At 48.6% G+C, this 19,365-nt stretch carries 23 protein-coding genes and 2 pseudogenes; 18 read left to right on the top strand and 7 right to left on the bottom strand.

What is annotated here, in order from left to right:
- Window positions 1-145: 145 nt before the first annotated feature.
- Both PEH01S_RS12465 and PEH01S_RS12460 read right to left on the bottom strand, forming a co-directional pair.
- Window positions 146-665: pseudogene (locus PEH01S_RS12465) on the bottom strand (transposase); the annotation flags it as partial.
- A 159-nt stretch (window positions 666-824) separates the two neighbouring features.
- Entirely contained in the window at window positions 825-1,586 is a 762-nt protein-coding gene (locus tag PEH01S_RS12460; RefSeq protein WP_127485749.1) for an NADPH-dependent oxidoreductase, read from the bottom strand.
- 163 nt (window positions 1,587-1,749) lie between these two features.
- Between PEH01S_RS12460 and PEH01S_RS12455 the strand changes: the two genes are divergently transcribed.
- Window positions 1,750-2,277: a MarR family transcriptional regulator gene (locus PEH01S_RS12455; RefSeq protein WP_127485747.1), complete on the top strand. Its 528-nt coding sequence runs from the start codon at window positions 1,750-1,752 to the stop codon at window positions 2,275-2,277.
- A 122-nt stretch (window positions 2,278-2,399) separates the two neighbouring features.
- Here PEH01S_RS12455 and PEH01S_RS36300 read toward each other — a convergent pair.
- Window positions 2,400-2,661 (bottom strand): annotated as a pseudogene (locus PEH01S_RS36300) (transposase); the annotation flags it as partial.
- Between PEH01S_RS36300 and PEH01S_RS12445 the strand changes: the two are divergent.
- Window positions 2,628-2,777, top strand: coding sequence for a winged helix-turn-helix transcriptional regulator (locus tag PEH01S_RS12445; protein WP_407669433.1), 150 nt, complete (start codon window positions 2,628-2,630; stop codon window positions 2,775-2,777). The pseudogene PEH01S_RS36300 and the gene PEH01S_RS12445 overlap by 34 nt on opposite strands.
- A gap of 395 nt (window positions 2,778-3,172) precedes the next feature.
- Here PEH01S_RS12445 and PEH01S_RS12440 read toward each other — a convergent pair whose 3' ends face one another.
- On the bottom strand, window positions 3,173-3,874 hold the full coding sequence (locus PEH01S_RS12440) for a MerR family transcriptional regulator (RefSeq protein ID WP_164827807.1): 702 nt from the start codon (window positions 3,872-3,874) through the stop codon (window positions 3,173-3,175).
- A 153-nt stretch (window positions 3,875-4,027) separates the two neighbouring features.
- On the opposite strand from PEH01S_RS12440, the gene PEH01S_RS12435 reads away from it, so the two are divergent.
- From PEH01S_RS12435 to PEH01S_RS12385, 11 genes are all read left to right on the top strand, one after another.
- The gene (locus tag PEH01S_RS12435; RefSeq protein WP_127485743.1) at window positions 4,028-4,453 is read left to right on the top strand and encodes a VOC family protein; all 426 of its coding nucleotides are present in this window, start codon (window positions 4,028-4,030) and stop codon (window positions 4,451-4,453) included.
- Between the two features lie 367 nt (window positions 4,454-4,820).
- Complete coding sequence (locus tag PEH01S_RS12430) at window positions 4,821-5,087, top strand: hypothetical protein (RefSeq protein WP_127485741.1); 267 nt, start codon at window positions 4,821-4,823, stop codon at window positions 5,085-5,087.
- Window positions 5,088-5,152: 65 nt separating this feature from the next.
- Window positions 5,153-5,740 (top strand): DMP19 family protein, encoded by a 588-nt coding sequence (locus PEH01S_RS12425; RefSeq protein ID WP_127485739.1) that lies wholly within the window; start codon window positions 5,153-5,155, stop codon window positions 5,738-5,740.
- Window positions 5,741-5,804: 64 nt separating this feature from the next.
- Window positions 5,805-7,007: a MerR family transcriptional regulator gene (locus PEH01S_RS12420; RefSeq protein ID WP_127485737.1), complete on the top strand. Its 1,203-nt coding sequence runs from the start codon at window positions 5,805-5,807 to the stop codon at window positions 7,005-7,007.
- On the top strand, window positions 7,004-7,972 hold the full coding sequence (gene nudK / locus PEH01S_RS12415; RefSeq protein WP_127485735.1) for a GDP-mannose pyrophosphatase NudK: 969 nt from the start codon (window positions 7,004-7,006) through the stop codon (window positions 7,970-7,972). Before PEH01S_RS12420 ends, nudK begins: the two co-directional genes overlap by 4 nt.
- A 37-nt stretch (window positions 7,973-8,009) precedes the next feature.
- Complete coding sequence (locus PEH01S_RS12410) at window positions 8,010-8,591, top strand: hypothetical protein (RefSeq protein ID WP_127485733.1); 582 nt, start codon at window positions 8,010-8,012, stop codon at window positions 8,589-8,591.
- Window positions 8,592-8,701: 110 nt separating this feature from the next.
- Window positions 8,702-9,262, top strand: coding sequence for an O-acetyl-ADP-ribose deacetylase (locus PEH01S_RS12405; RefSeq protein ID WP_127485846.1), 561 nt, complete (start codon window positions 8,702-8,704; stop codon window positions 9,260-9,262).
- A gap of 13 nt (window positions 9,263-9,275) precedes the next feature.
- The gene (locus PEH01S_RS12400; protein WP_127485731.1) at window positions 9,276-9,836 is read left to right on the top strand and encodes a hypothetical protein; all 561 of its coding nucleotides are present in this window, start codon (window positions 9,276-9,278) and stop codon (window positions 9,834-9,836) included.
- A gap of 75 nt (window positions 9,837-9,911) precedes the next feature.
- Entirely contained in the window at window positions 9,912-10,394 is a 483-nt protein-coding gene (locus PEH01S_RS12395) for a GyrI-like domain-containing protein (protein ID WP_246062896.1), read from the top strand.
- 19 nt (window positions 10,395-10,413) lie between these two features.
- Window positions 10,414-10,902, top strand: coding sequence for a cysteine hydrolase family protein (locus PEH01S_RS12390; RefSeq protein ID WP_127485727.1), 489 nt, complete (start codon window positions 10,414-10,416; stop codon window positions 10,900-10,902).
- 4 nt (window positions 10,903-10,906) lie between these two features.
- The gene (locus PEH01S_RS12385) at window positions 10,907-11,311 is read left to right on the top strand and encodes a RidA family protein (RefSeq protein ID WP_127485725.1); all 405 of its coding nucleotides are present in this window, start codon (window positions 10,907-10,909) and stop codon (window positions 11,309-11,311) included.
- 77 nt (window positions 11,312-11,388) lie between these two features.
- Here the strand turns inward: PEH01S_RS12385 and PEH01S_RS12380 are convergent, their stop codons facing one another.
- Complete coding sequence (locus PEH01S_RS12380) at window positions 11,389-11,721, bottom strand: antibiotic biosynthesis monooxygenase family protein (RefSeq protein ID WP_127485723.1); 333 nt, start codon at window positions 11,719-11,721, stop codon at window positions 11,389-11,391.
- 583 nt (window positions 11,722-12,304) lie between these two features.
- Here PEH01S_RS12380 and PEH01S_RS12375 point away from each other — a divergent pair.
- The 3 genes from PEH01S_RS12375 to cyoE all read left to right on the top strand — a co-directional run bounded on the left by PEH01S_RS12375 (window position 12,305) and on the right by cyoE (window position 16,053).
- The gene (locus PEH01S_RS12375; RefSeq protein ID WP_127485721.1) at window positions 12,305-14,374 is read left to right on the top strand and encodes a HelD family protein; all 2,070 of its coding nucleotides are present in this window, start codon (window positions 12,305-12,307) and stop codon (window positions 14,372-14,374) included.
- Between the two features lie 101 nt (window positions 14,375-14,475).
- A complete protein-coding gene (locus PEH01S_RS12370; protein WP_127485718.1) occupies window positions 14,476-15,159 on the top strand; it encodes an MOSC domain-containing protein in 684 nt (227 codons plus the stop codon).
- 27 nt (window positions 15,160-15,186) lie between these two features.
- Complete coding sequence (gene cyoE / locus PEH01S_RS12365) at window positions 15,187-16,053, top strand: heme o synthase (RefSeq protein ID WP_127485716.1); 867 nt, start codon at window positions 15,187-15,189, stop codon at window positions 16,051-16,053.
- A 105-nt stretch (window positions 16,054-16,158) separates the two neighbouring features.
- Here cyoE and PEH01S_RS12360 read toward each other — a convergent pair whose 3' ends face one another.
- Complete coding sequence (locus PEH01S_RS12360; RefSeq protein ID WP_127485714.1) at window positions 16,159-16,743, bottom strand: LysE family transporter; 585 nt, start codon at window positions 16,741-16,743, stop codon at window positions 16,159-16,161.
- Window positions 16,744-16,935: 192 nt separating this feature from the next.
- On the opposite strand from PEH01S_RS12360, the gene PEH01S_RS12355 reads away from it, so the two are divergent.
- The gene (locus PEH01S_RS12355) at window positions 16,936-17,466 is read left to right on the top strand and encodes a PadR family transcriptional regulator (protein WP_127485711.1); all 531 of its coding nucleotides are present in this window, start codon (window positions 16,936-16,938) and stop codon (window positions 17,464-17,466) included.
- Window positions 17,466-18,743 (top strand): acyl-CoA thioesterase/bile acid-CoA:amino acid N-acyltransferase family protein, encoded by a 1,278-nt coding sequence (locus tag PEH01S_RS12350; protein WP_164827805.1) that lies wholly within the window; start codon window positions 17,466-17,468, stop codon window positions 18,741-18,743. Before PEH01S_RS12355 ends, PEH01S_RS12350 begins: the two co-directional genes overlap by 1 nt.
- Here PEH01S_RS12350 and PEH01S_RS12345 read toward each other — a convergent pair.
- Window positions 18,719-19,279, bottom strand: a complete 561-nt coding sequence (locus tag PEH01S_RS12345) for an NAD(P)H oxidoreductase (protein WP_127485707.1) — start codon at window positions 19,277-19,279, stop codon at window positions 18,719-18,721. The two genes, PEH01S_RS12350 and PEH01S_RS12345, sit on opposite strands and share 25 nt — an antisense overlap.
- Between the last annotated feature and the right edge of the window lie 86 nt (window positions 19,280-19,365).

Raw genomic sequence — 19,365 nt, 5'->3', positions numbered from 1 at the left:
CAAGAAACTAGAGCAATGGCCTACCAAGATGTAAGAATGTGGAGCTTTACCTGTGTTCTATGGAGAGGAGAACCCGTCAGGGTACTCTTTCCCCTTCCCCACTGAAGAGGCCGTTCAATTTTCCAGGTGAAAATTTGGCAAATTGTCATTCCAATCGCGCCACGTGGGCTTCGATTCGTTTCCAAACATGCTGGCCGGCGAAGTTGTTCATCAGCTTCAACACGACCGATCGGTCATGCCGAATCAGCGTCGCAGCGCACTGGAAGAATTCCAGCCGGAATCTTGCAATCGTGTAGCCTTGATGCACGGGCTCGCAACAGTCTCGTTTGAAGCGCTCGAACAAATTGTAGGCGAGCAGCTTGATCAGCAAGTCCAACTCAGTGGCTTTAAAATCTCCTGTGGCGATACGGTCGATGGTGAAGCCGTTCTTGGCCTCCTTGATATAGTTTTCCATACAGCAGCGCTGATTGTAGAAGCGCCACAAATCGATCGGCTCTCATTCCAGGATGTCGCTTTGTAAATTAAGCTAATGCCTTCGATAATCCAGTCTTCGTCGACATAGCGCGTCCAATAGCGGCAGGCTTGGACTTCTTTTGGCCAATCGTTTTTGTCCACTTTAGTTTACCGACATAGCCAATGTGTTTCTGCTTCCACAAGCCGTAGAACTGGGGCCAAATGCTGCTGCAACTCTCGTTTTTCTTTCCGGAGCGAATTGGCCAGCATCTGCCGTAAGGGTCAATGCCCCCTCGGGAGCATTTCTTAAAAAGAGTTTACACAAAATTATTGATAGACCCATTTCCCCCGCAATACCCATGCAATTCTTTTCAGGTTACGTTTAAGCCCTTTCCATGCAAATACTCCGTCATGCCGCTGAGCGGCAATTGCAATTTGAGCAGGTCGATATGACTTCGCGACCAGCCGGCGTCGCGGTTATTCTCGCTGCGGGTTTGGTAGTAGCGTCTCATATCATGATCGTACGCTTCGATTCGTTCCCGCAAATCGCTTTCGGATGGGTAACTATTTTCGAAGTAAACGGCTTCTAGCGGAAGGCGGGGCTTAATCTCAGGCTGCTGGTCGGGTACGCCAACAGCGATGCCGAAGAGCGGGGCGACATATTCCGGCAGTGCAAGCATCTGGTCAAGCCGCCGAATATCTTTGGAGACTGATCCCATAATAACGGCGCCAAGCCCTAGAGATTCTGCAGCCAGTACGGCGTTCTGAGCGGCAAGCGCTGTGTCGGTGACAGCGATTTGATAAAAAACAGAGCTTTCCAGCATCATTCGCATATCCTGCTTCTCTTGCTCGGTACCCATAACCGTGAGTCGTTTTAAATCCGCGCAGAAAATGAACAGGTGTCCGTTCTCCTCAATATACGGCGTCTTTGTGATTTCGCTTAACTCCCGCTTCAGGGCGGGATCGGTAAGCCCGATAATCGAGTAGGCTTGCATGAAACTGGAGGACGAGGCCATCTGGGCGGCCCGAACGATGATTTCGATCTGGGATGGTGTCAGCTTTTCGTTTTTGAATTTGCGGATCGAGCGATGACTCATGATAGCTGCCAGCACTTCATTAAAGGTTTTATTCATGGCAAGGCACTCCTTATTCACTCACTTTTGTTTCCTGGAAACAATATAACAGAAGGGATTGCGGGTGTCAATATTGTTTCTAGGAAACATTATTTACGAATCTTGATTTAATTTGTTATACTGAGGACAATGTTACGGTGAAAAGGAAAGGAACAAAGGAAACATGAATCAGCCTCACGATGAACGGTTGCTCCGGGAAGTGTTTGAGGTATTTACACGATTTGCAAAAAAAATACAGGAAGAGGACGATGAGGAAAAGGCTTGGATGTTGGCGCAAACCTCGGATCAGCAAGTGCAGTCCATATTGAGCGAGATGACATTTATGATGTTTCATGTGTTGGATGGAATCGGCAAGCTCGGCCGGACGAATGGAAGCACGCTGTCTAGCCGATTCGGCATTCCTAAGGGAACCGTTTCTAAACTAACGAAACGTCTTGAGGTGCTCGGCTTGATCGCGTTCGAGACTATTCCGGGCAATAAAAAGGAACTGTATTTTGTGCTTACACCGCAGGGAGAGACGATCTATAAGCTACACGAGCGGCTGGATGAACGCATCCAGGCCGCTGCGGCCCACTTGATGGCCGAGTATACAAAGGAACAGCTGGAGTTTATCAGGGATTTCATGAACAAGCTGACGTCCCACTCTTTTCTTCAGCTTGACGAAGAACAAGCACAAGAGTCAAATTTTTGACGCTGCTTAAATGGTTATCGGATTTCGCCGGCTTTATGCTGGATGAAAGGCTGTCCCAAAAGTAACTATTTTAGAATCTGTGCAGATGGTAAAACAGGTGAATAGTTGAATGAAAAAAGGAGCTAAGCGACTTGTCTGTGCTTAGCTCCTTTATTTTTGGCGTCAATTGCTACATTCTTTAGCAGGTTATGGGCAAGCGAAAGCCACCCGACCTCCAGTCTTACTTTGGGTAAGCTTCGAAGCAGCTATCTTTTGAGTCCACGGTAGTTCTTGATATCCCGAAACACAGGCTCCAGTTCACTCATACGCCTGACGCGAGTATATACCTTCTTCGCTGCAGAGCTTTTTACGTGACTGATTTTTTAATCGCAGATACTTCATACTTTAGAAAAAATGAAATCGTTCATCGGAAGGCATTTCCTACTGTACCTGTAACTGTAGAATATTCCTTAACAGAAAAAGGGAAAGATTTTCAAACCATTCTAAAAAGAAATGCGTGATTGGGGCCAAAAATGGGCGCAACAAAATAAAGCCAGCCATTCTTCTAAATAAGAATCGATTGATAGCCCGCGTTGATCAAACGGATTCGAACTTTATCTCCTTGCTTAACAGGAGCTGATGTCCAGAGAAAAATAGGATTTATAGTAAAGTGACATAGTACGAAAGCGAAAAAAGGGTCCTTAAAACAAGGTAATACCAAGTTATGGATTAAGCTGGTGCTTCTGCGAGTTCGACTTGATACCCCATTTTCATTCATGGTGGTGGCCGCGAGGCCATATGGGATTAGACTGAAATAAAAAAGTATTAGACCCGGCTAACGGGCAGTCATGAGGAAAATTTGTATGACGAGCACGAGTCGTCAAAAAATAATATGAACCACGCTCGGCTCTTAATATTAGGAAACCAATTCTAATAGCTCACATAGCCGGTACAAATAACGTACACCTTTCATTTGAAGTTGATTGATTCGATCCAAGTGGTTCTGATAATCCAACGAGATTTTTTTGATTTTATCGGCATCATTAAAATCAAGTCCTTGAATAATCTCTTTGATACCATTCAGGGAGTAGGTATAAACATAAGGGGACGTTTTAAGAGCATGAACGACTCGGATCTGGCGAATATGGTCTTGATCAAACATCCGGTAGTTATTGTCACTACTCCGAGGGATCGATAGAAGCCCAACCTTTTCCCAATACCGAATGGTTGTCGTTGGAATTCCCGTTTCTTTCGCAATGTCTTTCATCGTTAGATTCCTTCTCTGTGCTTCCGGGGGAGTTTCCCTGATCATTTTTATTGTTTCCTCAAAAACGATCTTTTCTTTGTGCAACGATGATTGAGCCTCGTTAACGACCCAAAAAGCCAAACCTACCTGATTGGCTTGCAAGTTCTTAAGTACTTCCGCCGTTAATAGGAGCCCGAAACCGTCCGCCATAGCACGAATGCATTCGAAATAAGCGACATGCAGATCGGTATAGATCCGGTAACCATTGCTTGAGCGCTCGACAGGCGGGATGAGTCCCCACTCCTCATAATGCCGTAACGAGCTTGTGCTAATGTTGAGTTTGCGAGCGATATCAGCTGGTCTTAATGCCAATTCATCCACCTCCGGTTCAGATGGAAAGATTATACCTGATTCTAGAGTAGAAATCATTTTACTGCTTTAACATAGGATGTCTATGCCAAAACTTTAGCTCTAGCTTATATGTAGTAAGATAAGCTTGAATCTAAAATGAAAGGGTGTAATACAGTGGAAATCAATTCAACCGCTTTGTCCTTAACCGTTACCGATGTGGAAGCATCAAGCCGATTTTTAAAGACACACTTTAAATTTCAAGAAAAGTGGAGTGCAGACGGCTTTGCATATCTCACGCATCACGGGTTAAACATGCCTCTAATTTTCCTGGAATCGGGGAAGGATGTTCTTCCCGAAGCCATTCGCAATGACAAGGTATCGGGTGTAATTGTGGCTTTTGTCGTCGACGAACTCGAGGTAGAATATGAACGCCTTAAAAACGAGGGTGTCACGATCACGGAACCTATTCGAGAGGACCCTTGGGGTGAACGTTTGTTTCAGGTTACTGATCCCAATGGTGTCGTCATTCAACTTGTACAGTGGGTTATACCAAGTGATAGCCAATTTACTGAGAATCATTCAGGCAGTCAGCCGTGGTAACGAAAAATCTCCCCTTACGCTTACGGGTACGAAAGTTCAATGAGGCAGTCTAGAACTTTATTATTCAATTTTCTTCTAAACCAACCGGCCTCGAACCTATAGATTCAAAAAAATAGCGGGGAAAGCCGCTTGTCGGCGGGGATGTATTCGCATATCGCGGTTTTTCAGGGCGAAACGTTTTCCTCAATATGGTATTTTGGCGAAGTCTCGGCTTCGCTTTTTTGCGTTGGCAAGCAGGGGATACTTGGAAGTCCAGGCATCGTATGCCATATTGGAGGTACCGGAGTATTTAGTTTAATCGTCGGGAAGACGATGTAAATAAGAGGAGAATATCATTGCTGACTGCGCAATAAAAGGATGGTGAACGATGTTCGAGCTTGAAGTGAAGGATGTTTTCAAGATCACAGGTCGAGGGTATGTGCTTGCGGGAGAAATAACCGAAAGCGGCTCGATTTTGGGAAACGGAGACACTTTAGTGAATAAAGAAGACAGAGAGCAAAAAATTTATGTAACCTCCATTGAAATGTTAAACTATGGATCGGTGGCAAGAAAGATAAACCATATTGGTATTTTGACCGAGATTTCGGACGAAGCGGCAAAAGCCTTGGTCGGAAAAAGACTGTGTAAAGTATAAAAGATTATGCTGCATTCGCGCAGCGGATCTAGGAAGCTGCTTCAAGTCGAACAAGGAGAGGACAAATGGAAATCCATCAAACCGTCATACGAAGATTACTGCCTGATGATAAAGAGCTAATAAATGCATCCGCTGATGAAATTATGGATCACGTCGGTATAAAAAGGTACAGCGAAGAAAACATTCAACTGAAGGACGAAGCGGTCTTCTATAAGCTTCCGGCTTTACTTCGGGACATCGTGCTGCTCATCGATTTCGATACCGAATTGAATATGAACGGCATCCTGGGATTTTTGGAAAACTCGACCGGAAAATATCTTAACGAGACAATCGAAGCGCTGGAACGTATCGGAGCGGTTCATGATGCGAACGCTTTGAAGGACATCAAACGGATTCTGGAAAAATACCATTTGAGCACCGGGCAGTTAAATCGTGATTTGCAGGGCTTGGAGCTGTATGAAATCAATCATTTTAGGCAAATCCATGGCATTGCAGATGATGAATTTTTCGAAGAAATCCAGCTTGCGGCCGAAAAATTAACGATCAACTCTCAGGAAGAAAATATATTCGATCATTTACTTACCTACATTGAGGCTAATAAAATGAGCTTCGTTGAAGACGTGCAGGCTGTGCTCTCCGAAAATAAAGCTTGAAGGTGACGTGACGTAACCGGATATAATCGCCTTAGGGTTCATATGAGTTACGGAGGGGGTCAATGTGAAAAGCGGCGACTATGCAACGACAGGGCAAATTGCCAAAAGGACAGGGATCACGCTGCGAACGCTGCGGTACTACGACCAGATCGGGCTGCTGTCTCCTTCCCAGCACAGTCAGGCGTCAGTGAGACTGTACAGTAAAGAGGATCTGGTCCGGCTGCAGAAGATTCAGACGTTAAAGTATATCGGCTTGACCCTTCAAGAAATCAAGGAAGTGATCCGCGAAGAGTCGCTGTCCGGACATGATCTCCGAAGCTCGTTAACGGCGCAAAAAGAGACGCTCCGGCAGAAGCTCGCGCATATGGAGGTTGTGGTTAAAGCGATAAATCAAGCAATGGGCATCCTAAAGAACGAGCCGCAGGACGTGGAGTGGAGCAGTCTGATCGAGCTTATCCATGCGGTCCATTCGGAAAAGGATTGGGTGGAGCAGTACCATACCGCGACGCGTCTGCAAACAAGAATCCAGCTCTACGATAAATGCAGCGTCAATCCGACCGGTTGGCATCGCTGGCTGTTCGGGCATTTGATCGAGCAGACCGGATGCACGGTGCTGGAGGTCGGCTGCGGCGACGGCGCTTTATGGGCCCGGAACATGGACCGCGTTCCCGAAGCTTGGAGGGTAACGCTCTCGGATTTTTCGCATGGTATGCTTGAGGAAGCGCGAAGCAGCTTAGGGGAACGGAAAGCGCAATTCAAGTTTGTGCTGGCCGATGTACAGGATATTCCTTTCCATGACGAACAGTTCGATATTGTTATTGCCAACAATATGCTATACCATGTCCCGGACATTCCCAAAGCGCTCTCCGAAATTCATCGCGTCTTAAAGCCCGGAGGATGCTTGTTTGCTTCGACGATGAGCAAGCGGCATTTGCAGGAAGTCGAGCAGCTCGCTGCAGCGTTTGATCCCGAGATCCGTGTGCTGGACCCTGTCATCGAGCGTTTTAATTTGGACAACGGTGAGCAGCTTTTGTCCCCGTGGTTTTCCGAGGTTCGACTGTATTCTTACGACGATCATCTGATCGTGAGCGAAGTCCGGCCGCTGCTGGAATACATCACCTCGACGCCAATGAACGCCCGACAGCGGTTGACGGGAGCTGCGCTGCATCATTTTGAACGTTTTTTAAATTCCATGATCGAACGTGAAGGGAAGATCCGGATTTCGAAGGATTCCGGATTTTTCTTAGGGAGGAAGCGATCCATATGACAAGACAAGGCAACCCAAGAGTGCGAATCCTGAAAGAGGAGATGTTATCGGACAACTGGTACGTCTTGAAGAAATTGACCTTCGAGTATCAAAAAAAGGACGACACGTGGGAAACCCAAGCGCGTGAAGTGTATGACCGCGGCAATGGGGCGACGATCCTGCTTTATAACCGGGCGAAGCAGACGGTTGTCCTGACCAAGCAGTTTCGGATGCCGACCTACGTGAACGGAAACGACACGGGAATGCTTATCGAAACGTGTGCGGGCTTGCTGGACCGGGAAACCCCGGAAGCGAGCATTGTACGCGAGACGGAGGAGGAGACGGGGTATCGCGTGAGCGAGATTGTCAAGGTCGGCGAGGCTTATATGTCTCCCGGCTCCGTGACCGAGATTTTGCATTTTTATACGGCCGAATACAGTCCGGGCATGCTGACGGGGAATGGCGGAGGGCTGGAAGAAGAGCAGGAGCATATCGAGGTTCTTGAACTCCCGTTTACCCGGGCGCTCGAAATGGTCCGAACCGGCGAAATCTGCGATGCCAAAACGATCCTGCTGCTGCAGCACGCGCAAATTCACGGACTTCTTGGGCTGGAGGTCAAGCCGCTGCATATTCTTATCGCCGGACCGTATCGCTCGGGAACCGGGGACGATCCTGAGCTTCTGGAACAAAACGTCCGCTTTATGAACGAAATCGCTTTGCACGTATACGAAGCAGGACATTTGCCTGTTCTAGGCGAGTGGTATGCGCTCCCGTTGATCGCAACAGCAGGTTCGAAGACTATCGGAGACGATGTGTTCAATCGCATTTTCCATCCGTCATCGATTCGGTTGCTGGATTGCTGCGATGCGGTGCTCCGGGTTGGAGGACCGTCTCAGGGAGCGGACGAGATGGTCAGAGTGGCCGAGCAAAAAGGCAAGATGGTTTATCGGCAGCTCGACGAATTACCGGTCCTCGGGTGCATATGAAGAGAAGGAAGCCGGAGAAAACCTTAAGGAGTTACCGATGAAACGGTTGATTTCTCAATATTTGTTTTTAATATTGGGCGGCGCCATCATCGTTGTAGGGATGGTGGTTGCAATAGTTAATTTCTGGAGTCATAATCCTTTGAGCAACAGAGTCATGATAAGCGCTCCCGCCACAAAGGACATGTTCTTAACATCGGGGAAACATCATTTGTTCTACGAATTCGATTCGAAACAGCTTGATTTGGGAGCGCTCCAGCTAAAAAAGGAAGAGAAATTCAATAATATATCCAGTCTGGTCTCGGTCAAGATAGTTAAAGTGTCGGACAATACGGAAATTCTTTTGGTGAAGGATTCTTCCATGAATTTTACATTGAACGATACGAGAGGCGAGTCGCTGTACAGCTTCGAGATCGTTGAAGAAGGAAATTACAGGATTGAAGTCAGTCCTACTGTCGAATTGCCGAAGTCGGTTACTTTTAGTATCGTGAATGATTTTTCTAACAGTCTGCTTGGCATTTTTAAGCACGCGGGGATAGGCGTGTTGATATCGATTCCATTTCTGCTGATCGGGTGGTACCTGTATGCCAGAGAAGCGAGGAAGAATTATGTAACACCTTAAGCCGGTTATCGATTATAATTATGACCGAAACTAGCAATTGGCGCTAAAAAACATCAGGATCTCGAATACGAGTATTTCCGTGATGTTTTTTATTGCGTGGAGGTTTGATCATGGAAGAGATAAAGCTGCAAACGACTACCGTCAAGGTATTCCAAGGAGATATTACAAAAGTAGCCCCGGATGTCATCGTGAATGCCGCCAATACAAGCCTGCTCGGCGGGGGCGGGGTTGACGGGGCGATCCACAGAGCCGGCGGCAAGCGGATTTTGGAGGAATGCAGGAAGATTCGAGAGCAGCAGGGCGGCTGCCAGGTAGGCGAGGCCGTTGTGACGACAGCGGGAAATTTACCGGCGTCCTTTGTGATTCACACCGTAGGGCCGGTCTGGAATGGCGGAACGAACGGCGAGGAACAGAAATTAATGAACTGCTATGCAAACACATTGCATTTAGCCAGCAAAAATCAAGCCCGCAGCATCGCTTTTCCCAATATTAGCACCGGCATTTATCGATTTCCGAAGGCTCTGGCCGCCAAAACTGCTTTAGAGGCGGTGTCCACTTTTATCCGCTGCAATCCAGAGTCAGGGCTCGAACAGATTTGGTTCGTTTGCTTCGATGAGGAGAATTACCGGATTTATCAGGAGCGTTTGCGCGAAGGCCTTGAGATAGAGTAACGGAGGCGTATGAGTGAAAATCAGATGTGATTGCGGCGGTATTATTGTCGACCAAACCGATTATTTGCCTTATAAGGGACATCTGATATCGGATCAAGATTGGTTTGATTTTTTGGATGCGATAGATCGAGCTATCGAGAAATCGGGACCGGCGGATAAAGATAAAGAAAGAGCGGCAATGGGCATACGCAGAATGGCGGCACATTTGACTAAATTAATTTATCAATGCACCTGCTGCGGACGGTTGTACGTTTCGAATGAAGAGGAGAATCTTGAAACATTTGTAAAGCCTGAACCGTTTGAAGGGAAAAGCATACTTGCTTCTTCGCTTGGAGGAAACTGGAAGCGTCCTCTCATTGGAGACTGGGACGATTCGCGAAAAGGCTCGATTAAGGGATACCTTTGGTGTATGGATCTGAAAGAAGGTGAAGGCAGCTTTGATAGTTGGGGAAATTTGGAGGAAACATACTACGATACGCTGCTTGATTTAAAAGAGAAAAATATTCTCCGATCGGCCCATCTGAAAAAAAATAGTGAAATTGTTCATCGATGGAGTATGGAAGATGATACATAGGCAGGGGAACGGACGGAAGCATTACCGGAAAGCAAGGAGGAAACAAACAAAAAAACGAAGGAAGGACTGATTCCTGTGGAGAAGCTAAAGTTTCATTGTGAAATCGCTACCAAAGAGGTTCAATTGGTCGGTCAAAGTATTACGGCGAATTTCCCGCAGCATTTTCCGGATGCCGCGCTGCAGATTCAAACTCAATTTGTAGAGCGAAGGCATGAAGTCATTAATGCGAAAAATCAGGAAGTGCTGTTTTCCCCCTATATGTGCAACGGGATATTTGCTACGTACTTTGCCTGCCTGGAAGTAGAGGATTTATCGATCATTCCAGAGGGAATGATCGGTTTTAAGCTGCCGTCCACAACGTATGCCAAAATCAATTGTACAACGAAATCGATTGGTGAAGCGTACCCTAAACTGTTTCATTGGATGCAGGAAAATGGATATCAGCAGAAATTTTTAGATCATACGTGTCCGATGGAAATCTATTATTTTGAAGAAAATGTAGAGGAAGAACAGGTTGAACTATGGATTCCGATCAAGGAAAAGTGCGAAAATTCATAAATAAGGGAGCTGAAAGACTTTGAAAATCGCCCTATTAATTGTGGATATGCAGACCGTCTTTCTGAAGGACAAAGAACAATCGAATATCGGAAAAGCATGCGAATACATTAATTACACGGCAGACCTGCTTCGGTCAAAGGGGCATCTTATTGTCCATATTCAAGACATTGAGAGCCGGCAAGAATCCAATAAGGAGCTATTCGAGATCATACCCGAAATTAGAGTGGAAGAGCATGAGAAGCGAATCACCAAGGTATTCCCCAATGCGTTTTGGAAAACGGATCTGGAACAGCTCTTATTGGAGAACGAAGTCGGTCTGGTGATCGTATCGGGATTTGCCGCAGAGCACTGCGTCCTGTTCACGTACAATGGGGCGAAGGAGAGAGGCTTTAAGACGGTCATCTTGCAAAACGGAATCGTCGGAGAGCGGGATGCCGCGGTAGAAGCAACGTACCGGGATCGAAATATCATCTCATATCCGGTCATCGAATCTTTCGTAGGGAGCTGAAGTCATGCAAAACGATAAGCAAATCATTTTCAGGAATCCGCAGTCGATGCCGCCTGCAAAAGGCTATACCCAAGTTGTGGAAGTACGAAACGGAAGAACGATTTATGTTTCCGGGCAGGTTGCCGTTAACCAACACGGAGAATTGGTAGGTCCGGGAGATCTGGCCGCACAAACCAGGCAGGTATTCGAAAACATCAAGTCTGCGCTGGAGGCTTCCGGCGTTAGCTTCAACGATGTTGTAAAGTTGACCTTCTTTGTGACGGACATCGCCCAAATGCAGACCGTGCGGGACATTCGGGATAGCTATGTCAATACGAAAAATCCGCCTGCCAGTTCGGCGGTTGAAGTAAGTAAACTGGTGAATGATCAGTTCTTGATTGAAATCGAAGCCATAGCCGTAGGCGAATAGTCTTTGAACAAGCCGAGCATGAAAGCCCTCATCTTGGACAAAGATGGGGGCTATTTGACGCTTTACACAGCGATCAATCATACTTCCTTTAGGCCGTATTCTTTTTCAACTCGACAGATTCTTGTTATATAATTTTCGTACCAGATCGTTTTCCCCTTATCCTGTGCCGCCAAATGCTCTTCGTTTGCTTTCCAATTCCGAATGGCATCCAAGGAATCCCAGTATGAAACGGTTATCCCGAAACCATGACCGTCCCGAACGCTTTCTACTCCCAAAAAGCCTGGTTGGTTGGATGCCAAGGATACCATTTTTTCTGCCATTTTCCCGTAACCGTGATCCCCTTCCGAACGCTGACTTGAAAAAATAACGGCGTAATAAGGCGGCTGTGGTGTTTTTGCAAATAGTGTCATTTTTACGTTCTCCTTTTCTAACATAAAAAGTTTCATTCATGAAAAGTATACATTTGTCGTTAAAATAAATAAAATGAATCGAATAGACTTCCAGACAAAACATCTCTCCTGCGGCTAAAAGTTTTCTCCCTTCTGGGGTCTCATTTGAGCCGCAGCAATTCTCATGATCACACCTCCGCTTTCGCTGTTTTTACCCAGGATTGGACACAATCTAATTGGCCAGGCCATTGTGATAATTTTGAAAGTGTTGGCAATTTGCGGTATGGAGTAATGAAGGAATATTAGTCGGGGAACTGGACGATACGAATGAAGGAATCATTATTTATGATACGGCAACATGAGAAATAACGAAATTTTGAATTCGACGCGAAAAAACCGCCTTTGAGGGCGGTTTGCTTTATTTTAATGCATCGAGATTGGAAATAATTAGTAATTTATCCGTGGGGCATACTCTATCATCAGAATAACTCATCGGAAAGAAAAAGTCTATTCTTTTTTTGCCGGATCTTTTATATTCTATATACCGCTTTTGCAGGGCACGCAAGCTCTGCTTAGGCGAATGATTCAGAAGGAGGCTGCACGGATGTTTAATAGTACGGAAGCGGAAGAGAGACGATATCTTGAAGTTATCCTAGCCAAGCTCCATCAAGCCCTGAAGGAGATGGACGATAAAGTATCGTCCACTTACGAAGCGGTCATTGAAGCCAAGAAATATCTTTGGGACAATGCGGCTGTATTGGACCCGGCGGAACGGGCGGCGAACCGGGTGGACGTGTCGCTAACCATTGATCTGGGGGAGAAAGCGATCGCCAAGCGCAGGCGGGTTCAGAAGTTGCTGCAATCCCCCTACTTTGGGAGAGTGGACTTCAAGGAGGGGCAGCAACCAAAAGCGGACTCGTTCTATATCGGAGTGCATTCCTTCACCGAAGAAAACGGCCACGATAATTTAATCTACGATTGGCGCTCTCCCGTAGCCAGCCTGTTTTATGATTTTGAGGTGGGCCAAGCGTTCTATTCGGCGCCCATCGGAGAGGTGCATGGCGAGATCGGTTTGAAGAGACAGTATAAGATTAATCAAGGCGCGATGGAATATATGATCGAAAGCTCGATGACGATCCATGACGATGTCCTTCAAAAGGAGCTTAGCGGTTCTTCGAACGAAAGAATGAAAAATATCGTGGCGACGATCCAAAAAGAACAGAACGCCATCATCCGAAATGAAGCGGCTCACGAACTGATCATTCAGGGCGTTGCCGGTTCGGGGAAAACGTCGGTCGCTTTGCACAGAGTCGCCTTTTTACTGTATCGGCACAAGGAAACGTTAAGCTCCCGGAATGTCCTGATCATTTCTCCCAATAAAGTGTTCTCCGATTATATCTCGAACGTGCTGCCCGAGCTGGGTGAAGAAAAAATCATGGAAGTGAGCCTGGAGGAGCTGGCTGCCAAGGAGCTGTCGGGCATCGGCAAGTTTCAGACGTTTTACGAGCAGGTGTCGGAGCTGCTGGGCGATACTGGCGACGAAACGGACGAATCCGTAATCGAACGGATCAAGTTTAAAGCTGCCGCCGAGTTTGTCGGTCAAATGGATGCGTTTATCCAATATGCGGAGGAACAATATTTCTCGCCTGAGGATATTACGATCGATAAAGTGACGATTTCGAAAGAGGCTGTGCTCAGCAGCTATGAGGCTTCCGGAAGGTTGCCTGTCAAATCGAGGCTGGAGAAGACGGCGGCCCATGTCACAGCCAATTACAAAGACGTAGACGGAAACCGGGTCGCCGCATCAGCTTCCAAAAAGATCAAGACAGCCGTCAAAAAAATGTTCAAATGCCAAGACGTTCTCTCCTTGTACAAGGAATTTTACCGCTATTTGGGCAGGCCTGACCTGTTCAAGCTAAAGCAGGGCAAGAAGCTGGAATACTCGGATGTGTTTCCGCTCATTTATTTGAAAATTTATTTTGAGGGAGTGACGCCGTTCGATCTCGTCAAGCATCTGCTGGTGGATGAGATGCAGGATTATACGCCGATTCAATACGCGGTTTTATCGAAATGGTTCAAATGCAAGAAAACGATTCTGGGCGACAGCAGCCAATCCGTGAATCCTTATTCCTCGTCATCGTTAGCCGAAATTAAAAAGGTGTTCCCCGGGGCGGACACGGTCGAGCTGCTTAAAAGCTACCGTTCGACCGTTGAAATTACAACTTTTGCCCAGAAGCTGAAGCAGAACAGTAAACTAATCCCGATCGAACGGCATGGCGAGGAGCCGCTTGTCCTGCCGTGTCCCAGTCCAAGGGATGAAATGGATACGCTAAGGAGGCTGACCGGCGATTTCTTGGCGTCCGGGCATCATTCGCTCGGGATCATCTGCAAGACGCATGCCCAAGCCGAAGAAGTGTACGCGAAGCTGAAGGAAATGGGGCATAAGATTCATTTGCTGGATTTCAACAGCGAGCAGTTCCACGAGGGCATCGTCGTTACCTATGCGCATTTGGCCAAAGGCTTGGAGTTCGATCAAGTCATCGTGCCGTTCGCCGATGCCTCAACGTACCGGACGGAGCTGGATAAAAGCCTGCTCTATATCGCCTGCTCCCGGGCCATGCACAAATTGATCGTGACTTGCGCCGGGGAGATCACTCCTTTTCTGAAACCATAGGTTATATCTATGGTTTTTATATAAACAATTGAATTGATTGAGGGGAGAAGCGGGATTATACTCTAATCATGCAGCAAGGTGAAAGTCGAGGTGAGCTTACAATGAGACAGGTAGAGATCCTTTCGCTGAATACCGGCAAACCGATAGAAGTGCAGTTTAACAATAAGGACGTCTCCACCGGCATATACAAGACACCGGTCGACGAGGAGTTGTTTTTATCGTGGGTGAATTTCGAGGGGGACGGACAGGCGGATCTTGTTCATCACGGAGGCAGGGAGAAGGCGGTTTGCGTCTATCCTTACGAGCACTATCCGTTCTGGGAGAAACAATTGCAGAGAACATTGGAATACGGCGCATTCGGGGAAAATCTGACGGTCCGGGGGCTGCTGGAGGAGGAGGTTTGCATCGGCGATACGTTTAAGCTTGGCGAAGCGATCGTTCAGGTCAGTCAACCGCGTCAGCCCTGTTACAAGCTGTCCGTACGCTACGGATTGCCCGACATGCCGCTGAAGGTTCAGGAAACAGGATATACCGGCTTTTATTTTCGCGTGCTGAAAGAAGGCGTCGTATCCCGGCGTGACGGGCTGATCCGCATTTTTTCCCATCCCAAGGCCATTACCGTGTCCTACGCCAACCGGATCATGCACCGTGAGAAGGATCATATCGAAGGCATCAAGAAGATTCTGGAAGTGGAAGAATTGTCCGTGAACTGGAGGAGGACATTTCTGAAGCGTCTGGACGGGATCGAAGCGGATACGAAGGAAAGACTGACCGGCAATACATGATACCTTGAAAAGGAGGCGCTACAGGGATTGGAGAGCGCTTGGAAAGACTGGATTTCTGTGATAAAGCCGAGAATCATGACCTCCAATCTGTTTGGCGTGTTTGCCGGTTATTGTCTTGCTTCGCGGTGGAATTTTGAATTCGCTGGCTTGTTCTTCATGCTGGTGGGTACGACGTTAACCATGGCGGCTGCCTCAATCGGGAATAATTACTTGGACCGGTTCCGGGATGTGCACATGGAAAGGACAAGAAACCGGCCGCTGCCCGGCGGTCGGCTGAACCCTCGGATCGTTTTGGCGGTCGGAATCGCAGCGGGTTTAGCAGGATTAGCTCTTTTATACGTTTATGTGAATTCGCTTAGCATGGTTCTGGGCTTCGTCGGCATCTTTGTCTATGTGGTGATCTATACGGCATGGTTGAAGCCGACATCGACTTGGAGCACCTCCGTCGGAGGGATTTCCGGAGCGATGCCGCCCATGATCGGCTACTGCAGCTTTTCCAATGAGTTGAATCTGGGAGCATGGCTATTATTTCTCGTCATGTTTTTATGGCAGCCGCCGCATTTTTGGGCGCTTGGGATCTTGAAGAAGGACGAGTACCGGGCGGCGGGCTATCCGCTGCTCCCCGTCGTAAAAGGCGTCCGCCGTACCAAATGGCAAATGCTGCCCTATGTCGCAGCTTTATTTCCGGTTACTTATTGGCTGTATGTCGACGACTGGGTCGGTATCGGTTATTTAATCATCTCTACCGTTCTTCTCGGCATTTGGTTTTTGAAATGCTTAAGCGGGTTATTTACGAAGGACGACCGGGAATGGGCGAAAGCCAGCTTCAAATTTTCGCTCTACTATTTAACCCTGTCGTTTTTGACCATCATCGTTGAAACGGCTCTGCGCTAATATCGGGGATTTCCCGGGCGGCGTTAGCTTCGACACTGCCTCTTGGCCGGTGTCTTTTTTCAATTTTGAGCAAGGGAAGGTCGCGTTTGTCCATTGTCGGGCAGCTTATAAGAAAATCGAGATGGCGCTGTACAGCAGCAACAACCCCATGACGATATGAAAGGGCCGTTCGTAGTTGGACAGAAACTTTTGAAACAACGAACCGAACACCGCCCACATGAAAGTGGACAAAAATCCCACAAACGCAAGCAGTACGGAAAAAAGCAGCAAGCTCAGGCCGGACTTGTAGAACGGAATGACGAAGGTAGAAATGGCCGTGATCCCGTACAAGATTCCCTTGGGGTTAACAAATTGCAGAATGAATCCCGTAAAGAACGAGTTTAACGTGTCGTTAACTTGTTCTTTATTTTGCGGTTTATTTACTCTCATAATTTTGAAGGCGAGATAGGCCATGTACAGACTCCCCAGCAGGTTCATCACGAACGTAATCCGCGGGATATAATGATATAACATCAGATTGAAAAAGCTGGACAAGAGCATGATGGCAAAAAATCCGACGGTGACGCCAAAAATAAACCGGAATGTTTTTCTTAGCCCGTGTTTGTTCGCGTTGGACATCGCCATGATGTTATTGGGACCGGGCGTGAAGCTCGTCGCTATGATGTACGACAAGAAAGGAAGGATAAGCATAGTTCGCACCTCTATGTATGTTATAGTAAAACAAACGTATGTTATGACATATAATCGTGCGTTATGATTATACAATAAGGATGGTATATTGCACAACCGTCATTTCAAGCGAGCAGCTTGCGTTTTTTCACAGGACATGCTATTTTTTAGTTAAATTTATTTATTCAAATTTGAATAAAAGGAGTGACTGCGGTGATCCGCTTAATTGTGCTGGGCATGCTGGCTAAACAATCGATGCACGGCTACGATCTGATTCAGCAGCTCGAGAAAGACCGGGTCGACTTATGGTCGAATGTGCTGCCCGGGTCGATCTATCATGCTCTGCGGCAGCTCGCCAAGGAAGGCTGCGTGCAAATCCGGGATACGGAGAGAAGCGGCAACAAGACGAGAGCGGTGTACGAGATCACGCCGCAAGGCACCGAGCTGCTGATGAGCTTAATCGCGGAAGCGATGAGCGTCCCGTCCACTGAATTCCCTTCGGCTTTGTATGCCGCTCTGTTCATGATGGGCCGGCTTCCGAAGAAGGAAGTGATCCGGTGCCTCGAGCAGCAGATTGCCGGGCTGGAGCACAAAATTGCGCTTTGGAACAAGGGCGAGCCGGGCAAGGCGGAGCTGTCCGGCAATCCCCGGCTTGTCCGGCAGGTGTTTGCCAACGGCGTCGCCCATATGGAGCTGGATCTGCAGTTATTGAAGCAAATTAAACAGGACTTGGAGGAGTCATGATGGAACCGGTATGGAGCATCGGGCAGGCGCCGAACAGGATCGACGGAACTTTGGAACTGGGGATTCGGCATTTAACCCCGGGGCAAAAGATTACGCTGGAAGCATTCGCGCAAGACGATCTGGGGAAAGTGTGGCGTTCCTTCGGCATATATCGGGGCGACGATCAGGGGACGGTGGATACGGCAGGGACGGCTCCCGAGGAGGGTACTTACGGCGGAATCGATGCGAACGGCTTGCTCTGGTCGATGCGTCCGGGCGGTTCCGATCCTGTTTACTTTATGAAAAGCGGCAGTGCGCCGCAAGCGGTCACCTTCCGGTTATCCTCGGATGGCGTGTTGCTTGGAGAACGTACCGTTGACCTTCATTTTGTATCCGACGATGTCCGGGTAACGGAAATGACGGAGCCGTTCGCGGGCAAATATTTTTGCCCCGATGCTTCGGGACGCGGTTCGCTTCCTGCCGTGCTGGTGCTGGGAGGATCCGCCGGCGGCTTGCTCTGGTCCGAGCAGATGGCCGCTCTCTTGAGCTCGCACGGCTTCGCGGCGCTGGCGGTGGCCTATTTCGACTGGCAGGGCCGCTCAGGCCTGCCGAACCGGCTTGCGGAGGTGCCGATTGAGGGGGTCGACCGCGCGATGCGCTGGCTGCAGGAGCAGCCGGGGATCGACGCCGCCAGAGCCGGAGTCATGGGCCTTTCCAAAGGAAGCGAGCTGGCGCTGCTGTACGCTTCCTTGTACCCGCAAGCCGTCCGGGCGGTCGTCGGCTATTCGCCCGCGTCTCATGTATTTGAAGGCATCGCTATCGCGCCTGCCAGCCGCCGATCCTCATGGACGCACGAAGGCCGGCCGCTGCCGTATCTTCCATACCCTGGCGGGCCGAAAAGCTGGACCGCCGCCGAGCTTGCCCAATTGCGCAAGCTTCACGAGCAAGCGCTGCAGACTTCGTCGGACGAGCAGCTGGAGGCGGCCCGTATCCGGGTGGAAGCGATGCGCGCCCCGGCGCTGCTGATGACCGGCGCGCATGACGCGACCTGGCCGTCCGCCGGGATGGCGGAAGGAGTGCTGCAAACGCTGAAGAAGTGCGGATACCGCTGGGAAGTGTGTCACGCGCATTTTCCCGAAGCGGGCCATCTCATTGACATTCCGAATCTGCCGGTGACCGCGGAGCAGGGAGTCCGGGCCGGGGCTGCGGCTGCTGCGGCCCGCGAAGCGTGGCAGACGGCGCTGGCCTTTTTGCAAAGGAACCTTGCTCTTTCTTATTCGTACTCGCGTCCCAGCTGATAGGCGCGTTCCAGCAAACTCGCAATGTGCTCCTTGGATTCGGAAAGAGTGTCGTATAACAGCTCAACCCTGGATTCCTTCACTCGGGCGTAGCCGGCCACCGCCACATTGAGATAATGCGTCAGCATCTCCTCGCGGTTGTATTTTGACAAGTGCTTTCGATCCCCGCCGGCCAGGCAGATCCACAGCACTTTTTTCGAAGCCATTTCTTCGAGCAGCCCCATGTTCCATACTTTGTCCAAGTACCCCTTGAGCATGGAGGGCACGCTGTACCACCATAACGGGAACACGAAAACAAGCGCGTTCGCCGCAGCGATCCGGTGCATTTCCTTGCGGATCTCGGGAGAGTAACTTTTGGCCGGATTTATCCAATCCTTCTCATCTTCAGCGGTATACACAGGATTGAAGCCGTCGCGGTCCAAGTCCAGCAGATCGACTTCGTGGTTGTTTTGCTTCAGGCCTTCGACAAAACGATTCATTACAGCGTACGTCAGAGAGTTTTTGCGGGGGTGCGTGACGGTGACAAGAGCTTTCATGGGTTAACGACCTTCTTTCGTGTCATATTCCCGGCGGCTTCTTGGGAGAACGGTTCGACGCGGTAGTCAATGGCCGGTTACAGATG

The organism is Paenibacillus ehimensis NBRC 15659, assembly GCF_004000785.1.
Classification (GTDB): Bacteria; Bacillota; Bacilli; order Paenibacillales; family NBRC-103111; genus Paenibacillus_G; species Paenibacillus_G ehimensis.
The sequence above is the reverse complement of the archived record's forward strand: the minus strand, read 5'-3'. Positions and strand labels throughout refer to the sequence as shown.

What these genes read in the sequence shown, in the direction of transcription:
- PEH01S_RS12460 (WP_127485749.1), bottom strand. Translation starts at nt 1,586, where the DNA reads ATGAATAAAACCTTTAATGAAGTGCTGGCAGCTATCATGAGTCATCGC.
- PEH01S_RS12455 (WP_127485747.1), top strand. Translation starts at nt 1,750, where the DNA reads ATGAATCAGCCTCACGATGAACGGTTGCTCCGGGAAGTGTTTGAGGTA.
- PEH01S_RS12430 (WP_127485741.1), top strand. Translation starts at nt 4,821, where the DNA reads ATGTTCGAGCTTGAAGTGAAGGATGTTTTCAAGATCACAGGTCGAGGG.
- PEH01S_RS12425 (WP_127485739.1), top strand. Translation starts at nt 5,153, where the DNA reads ATGGAAATCCATCAAACCGTCATACGAAGATTACTGCCTGATGATAAA.
- nudK (WP_127485735.1), top strand. Translation starts at nt 7,004, where the DNA reads ATGACAAGACAAGGCAACCCAAGAGTGCGAATCCTGAAAGAGGAGATG.
- PEH01S_RS12410 (WP_127485733.1), top strand. Translation starts at nt 8,010, where the DNA reads ATGAAACGGTTGATTTCTCAATATTTGTTTTTAATATTGGGCGGCGCC.
- PEH01S_RS12405 (WP_127485846.1), top strand. Translation starts at nt 8,702, where the DNA reads ATGGAAGAGATAAAGCTGCAAACGACTACCGTCAAGGTATTCCAAGGA.
- PEH01S_RS12385 (WP_127485725.1), top strand. Translation starts at nt 10,907, where the DNA reads ATGCAAAACGATAAGCAAATCATTTTCAGGAATCCGCAGTCGATGCCG.
- PEH01S_RS12380 (WP_127485723.1), bottom strand. Translation starts at nt 11,721, where the DNA reads ATGACACTATTTGCAAAAACACCACAGCCGCCTTATTACGCCGTTATT.
- PEH01S_RS12375 (WP_127485721.1), top strand. Translation starts at nt 12,305, where the DNA reads ATGTTTAATAGTACGGAAGCGGAAGAGAGACGATATCTTGAAGTTATC.
- PEH01S_RS12370 (WP_127485718.1), top strand. Translation starts at nt 14,476, where the DNA reads ATGAGACAGGTAGAGATCCTTTCGCTGAATACCGGCAAACCGATAGAA.
- PEH01S_RS12360 (WP_127485714.1), bottom strand. Translation starts at nt 16,743, where the DNA reads ATGCTTATCCTTCCTTTCTTGTCGTACATCATAGCGACGAGCTTCACG.
- PEH01S_RS12350 (WP_164827805.1), top strand. Translation starts at nt 17,466, where the DNA reads ATGGAACCGGTATGGAGCATCGGGCAGGCGCCGAACAGGATCGACGGA.
- PEH01S_RS12345 (WP_127485707.1), bottom strand. Translation starts at nt 19,279, where the DNA reads ATGAAAGCTCTTGTCACCGTCACGCACCCCCGCAAAAACTCTCTGACG.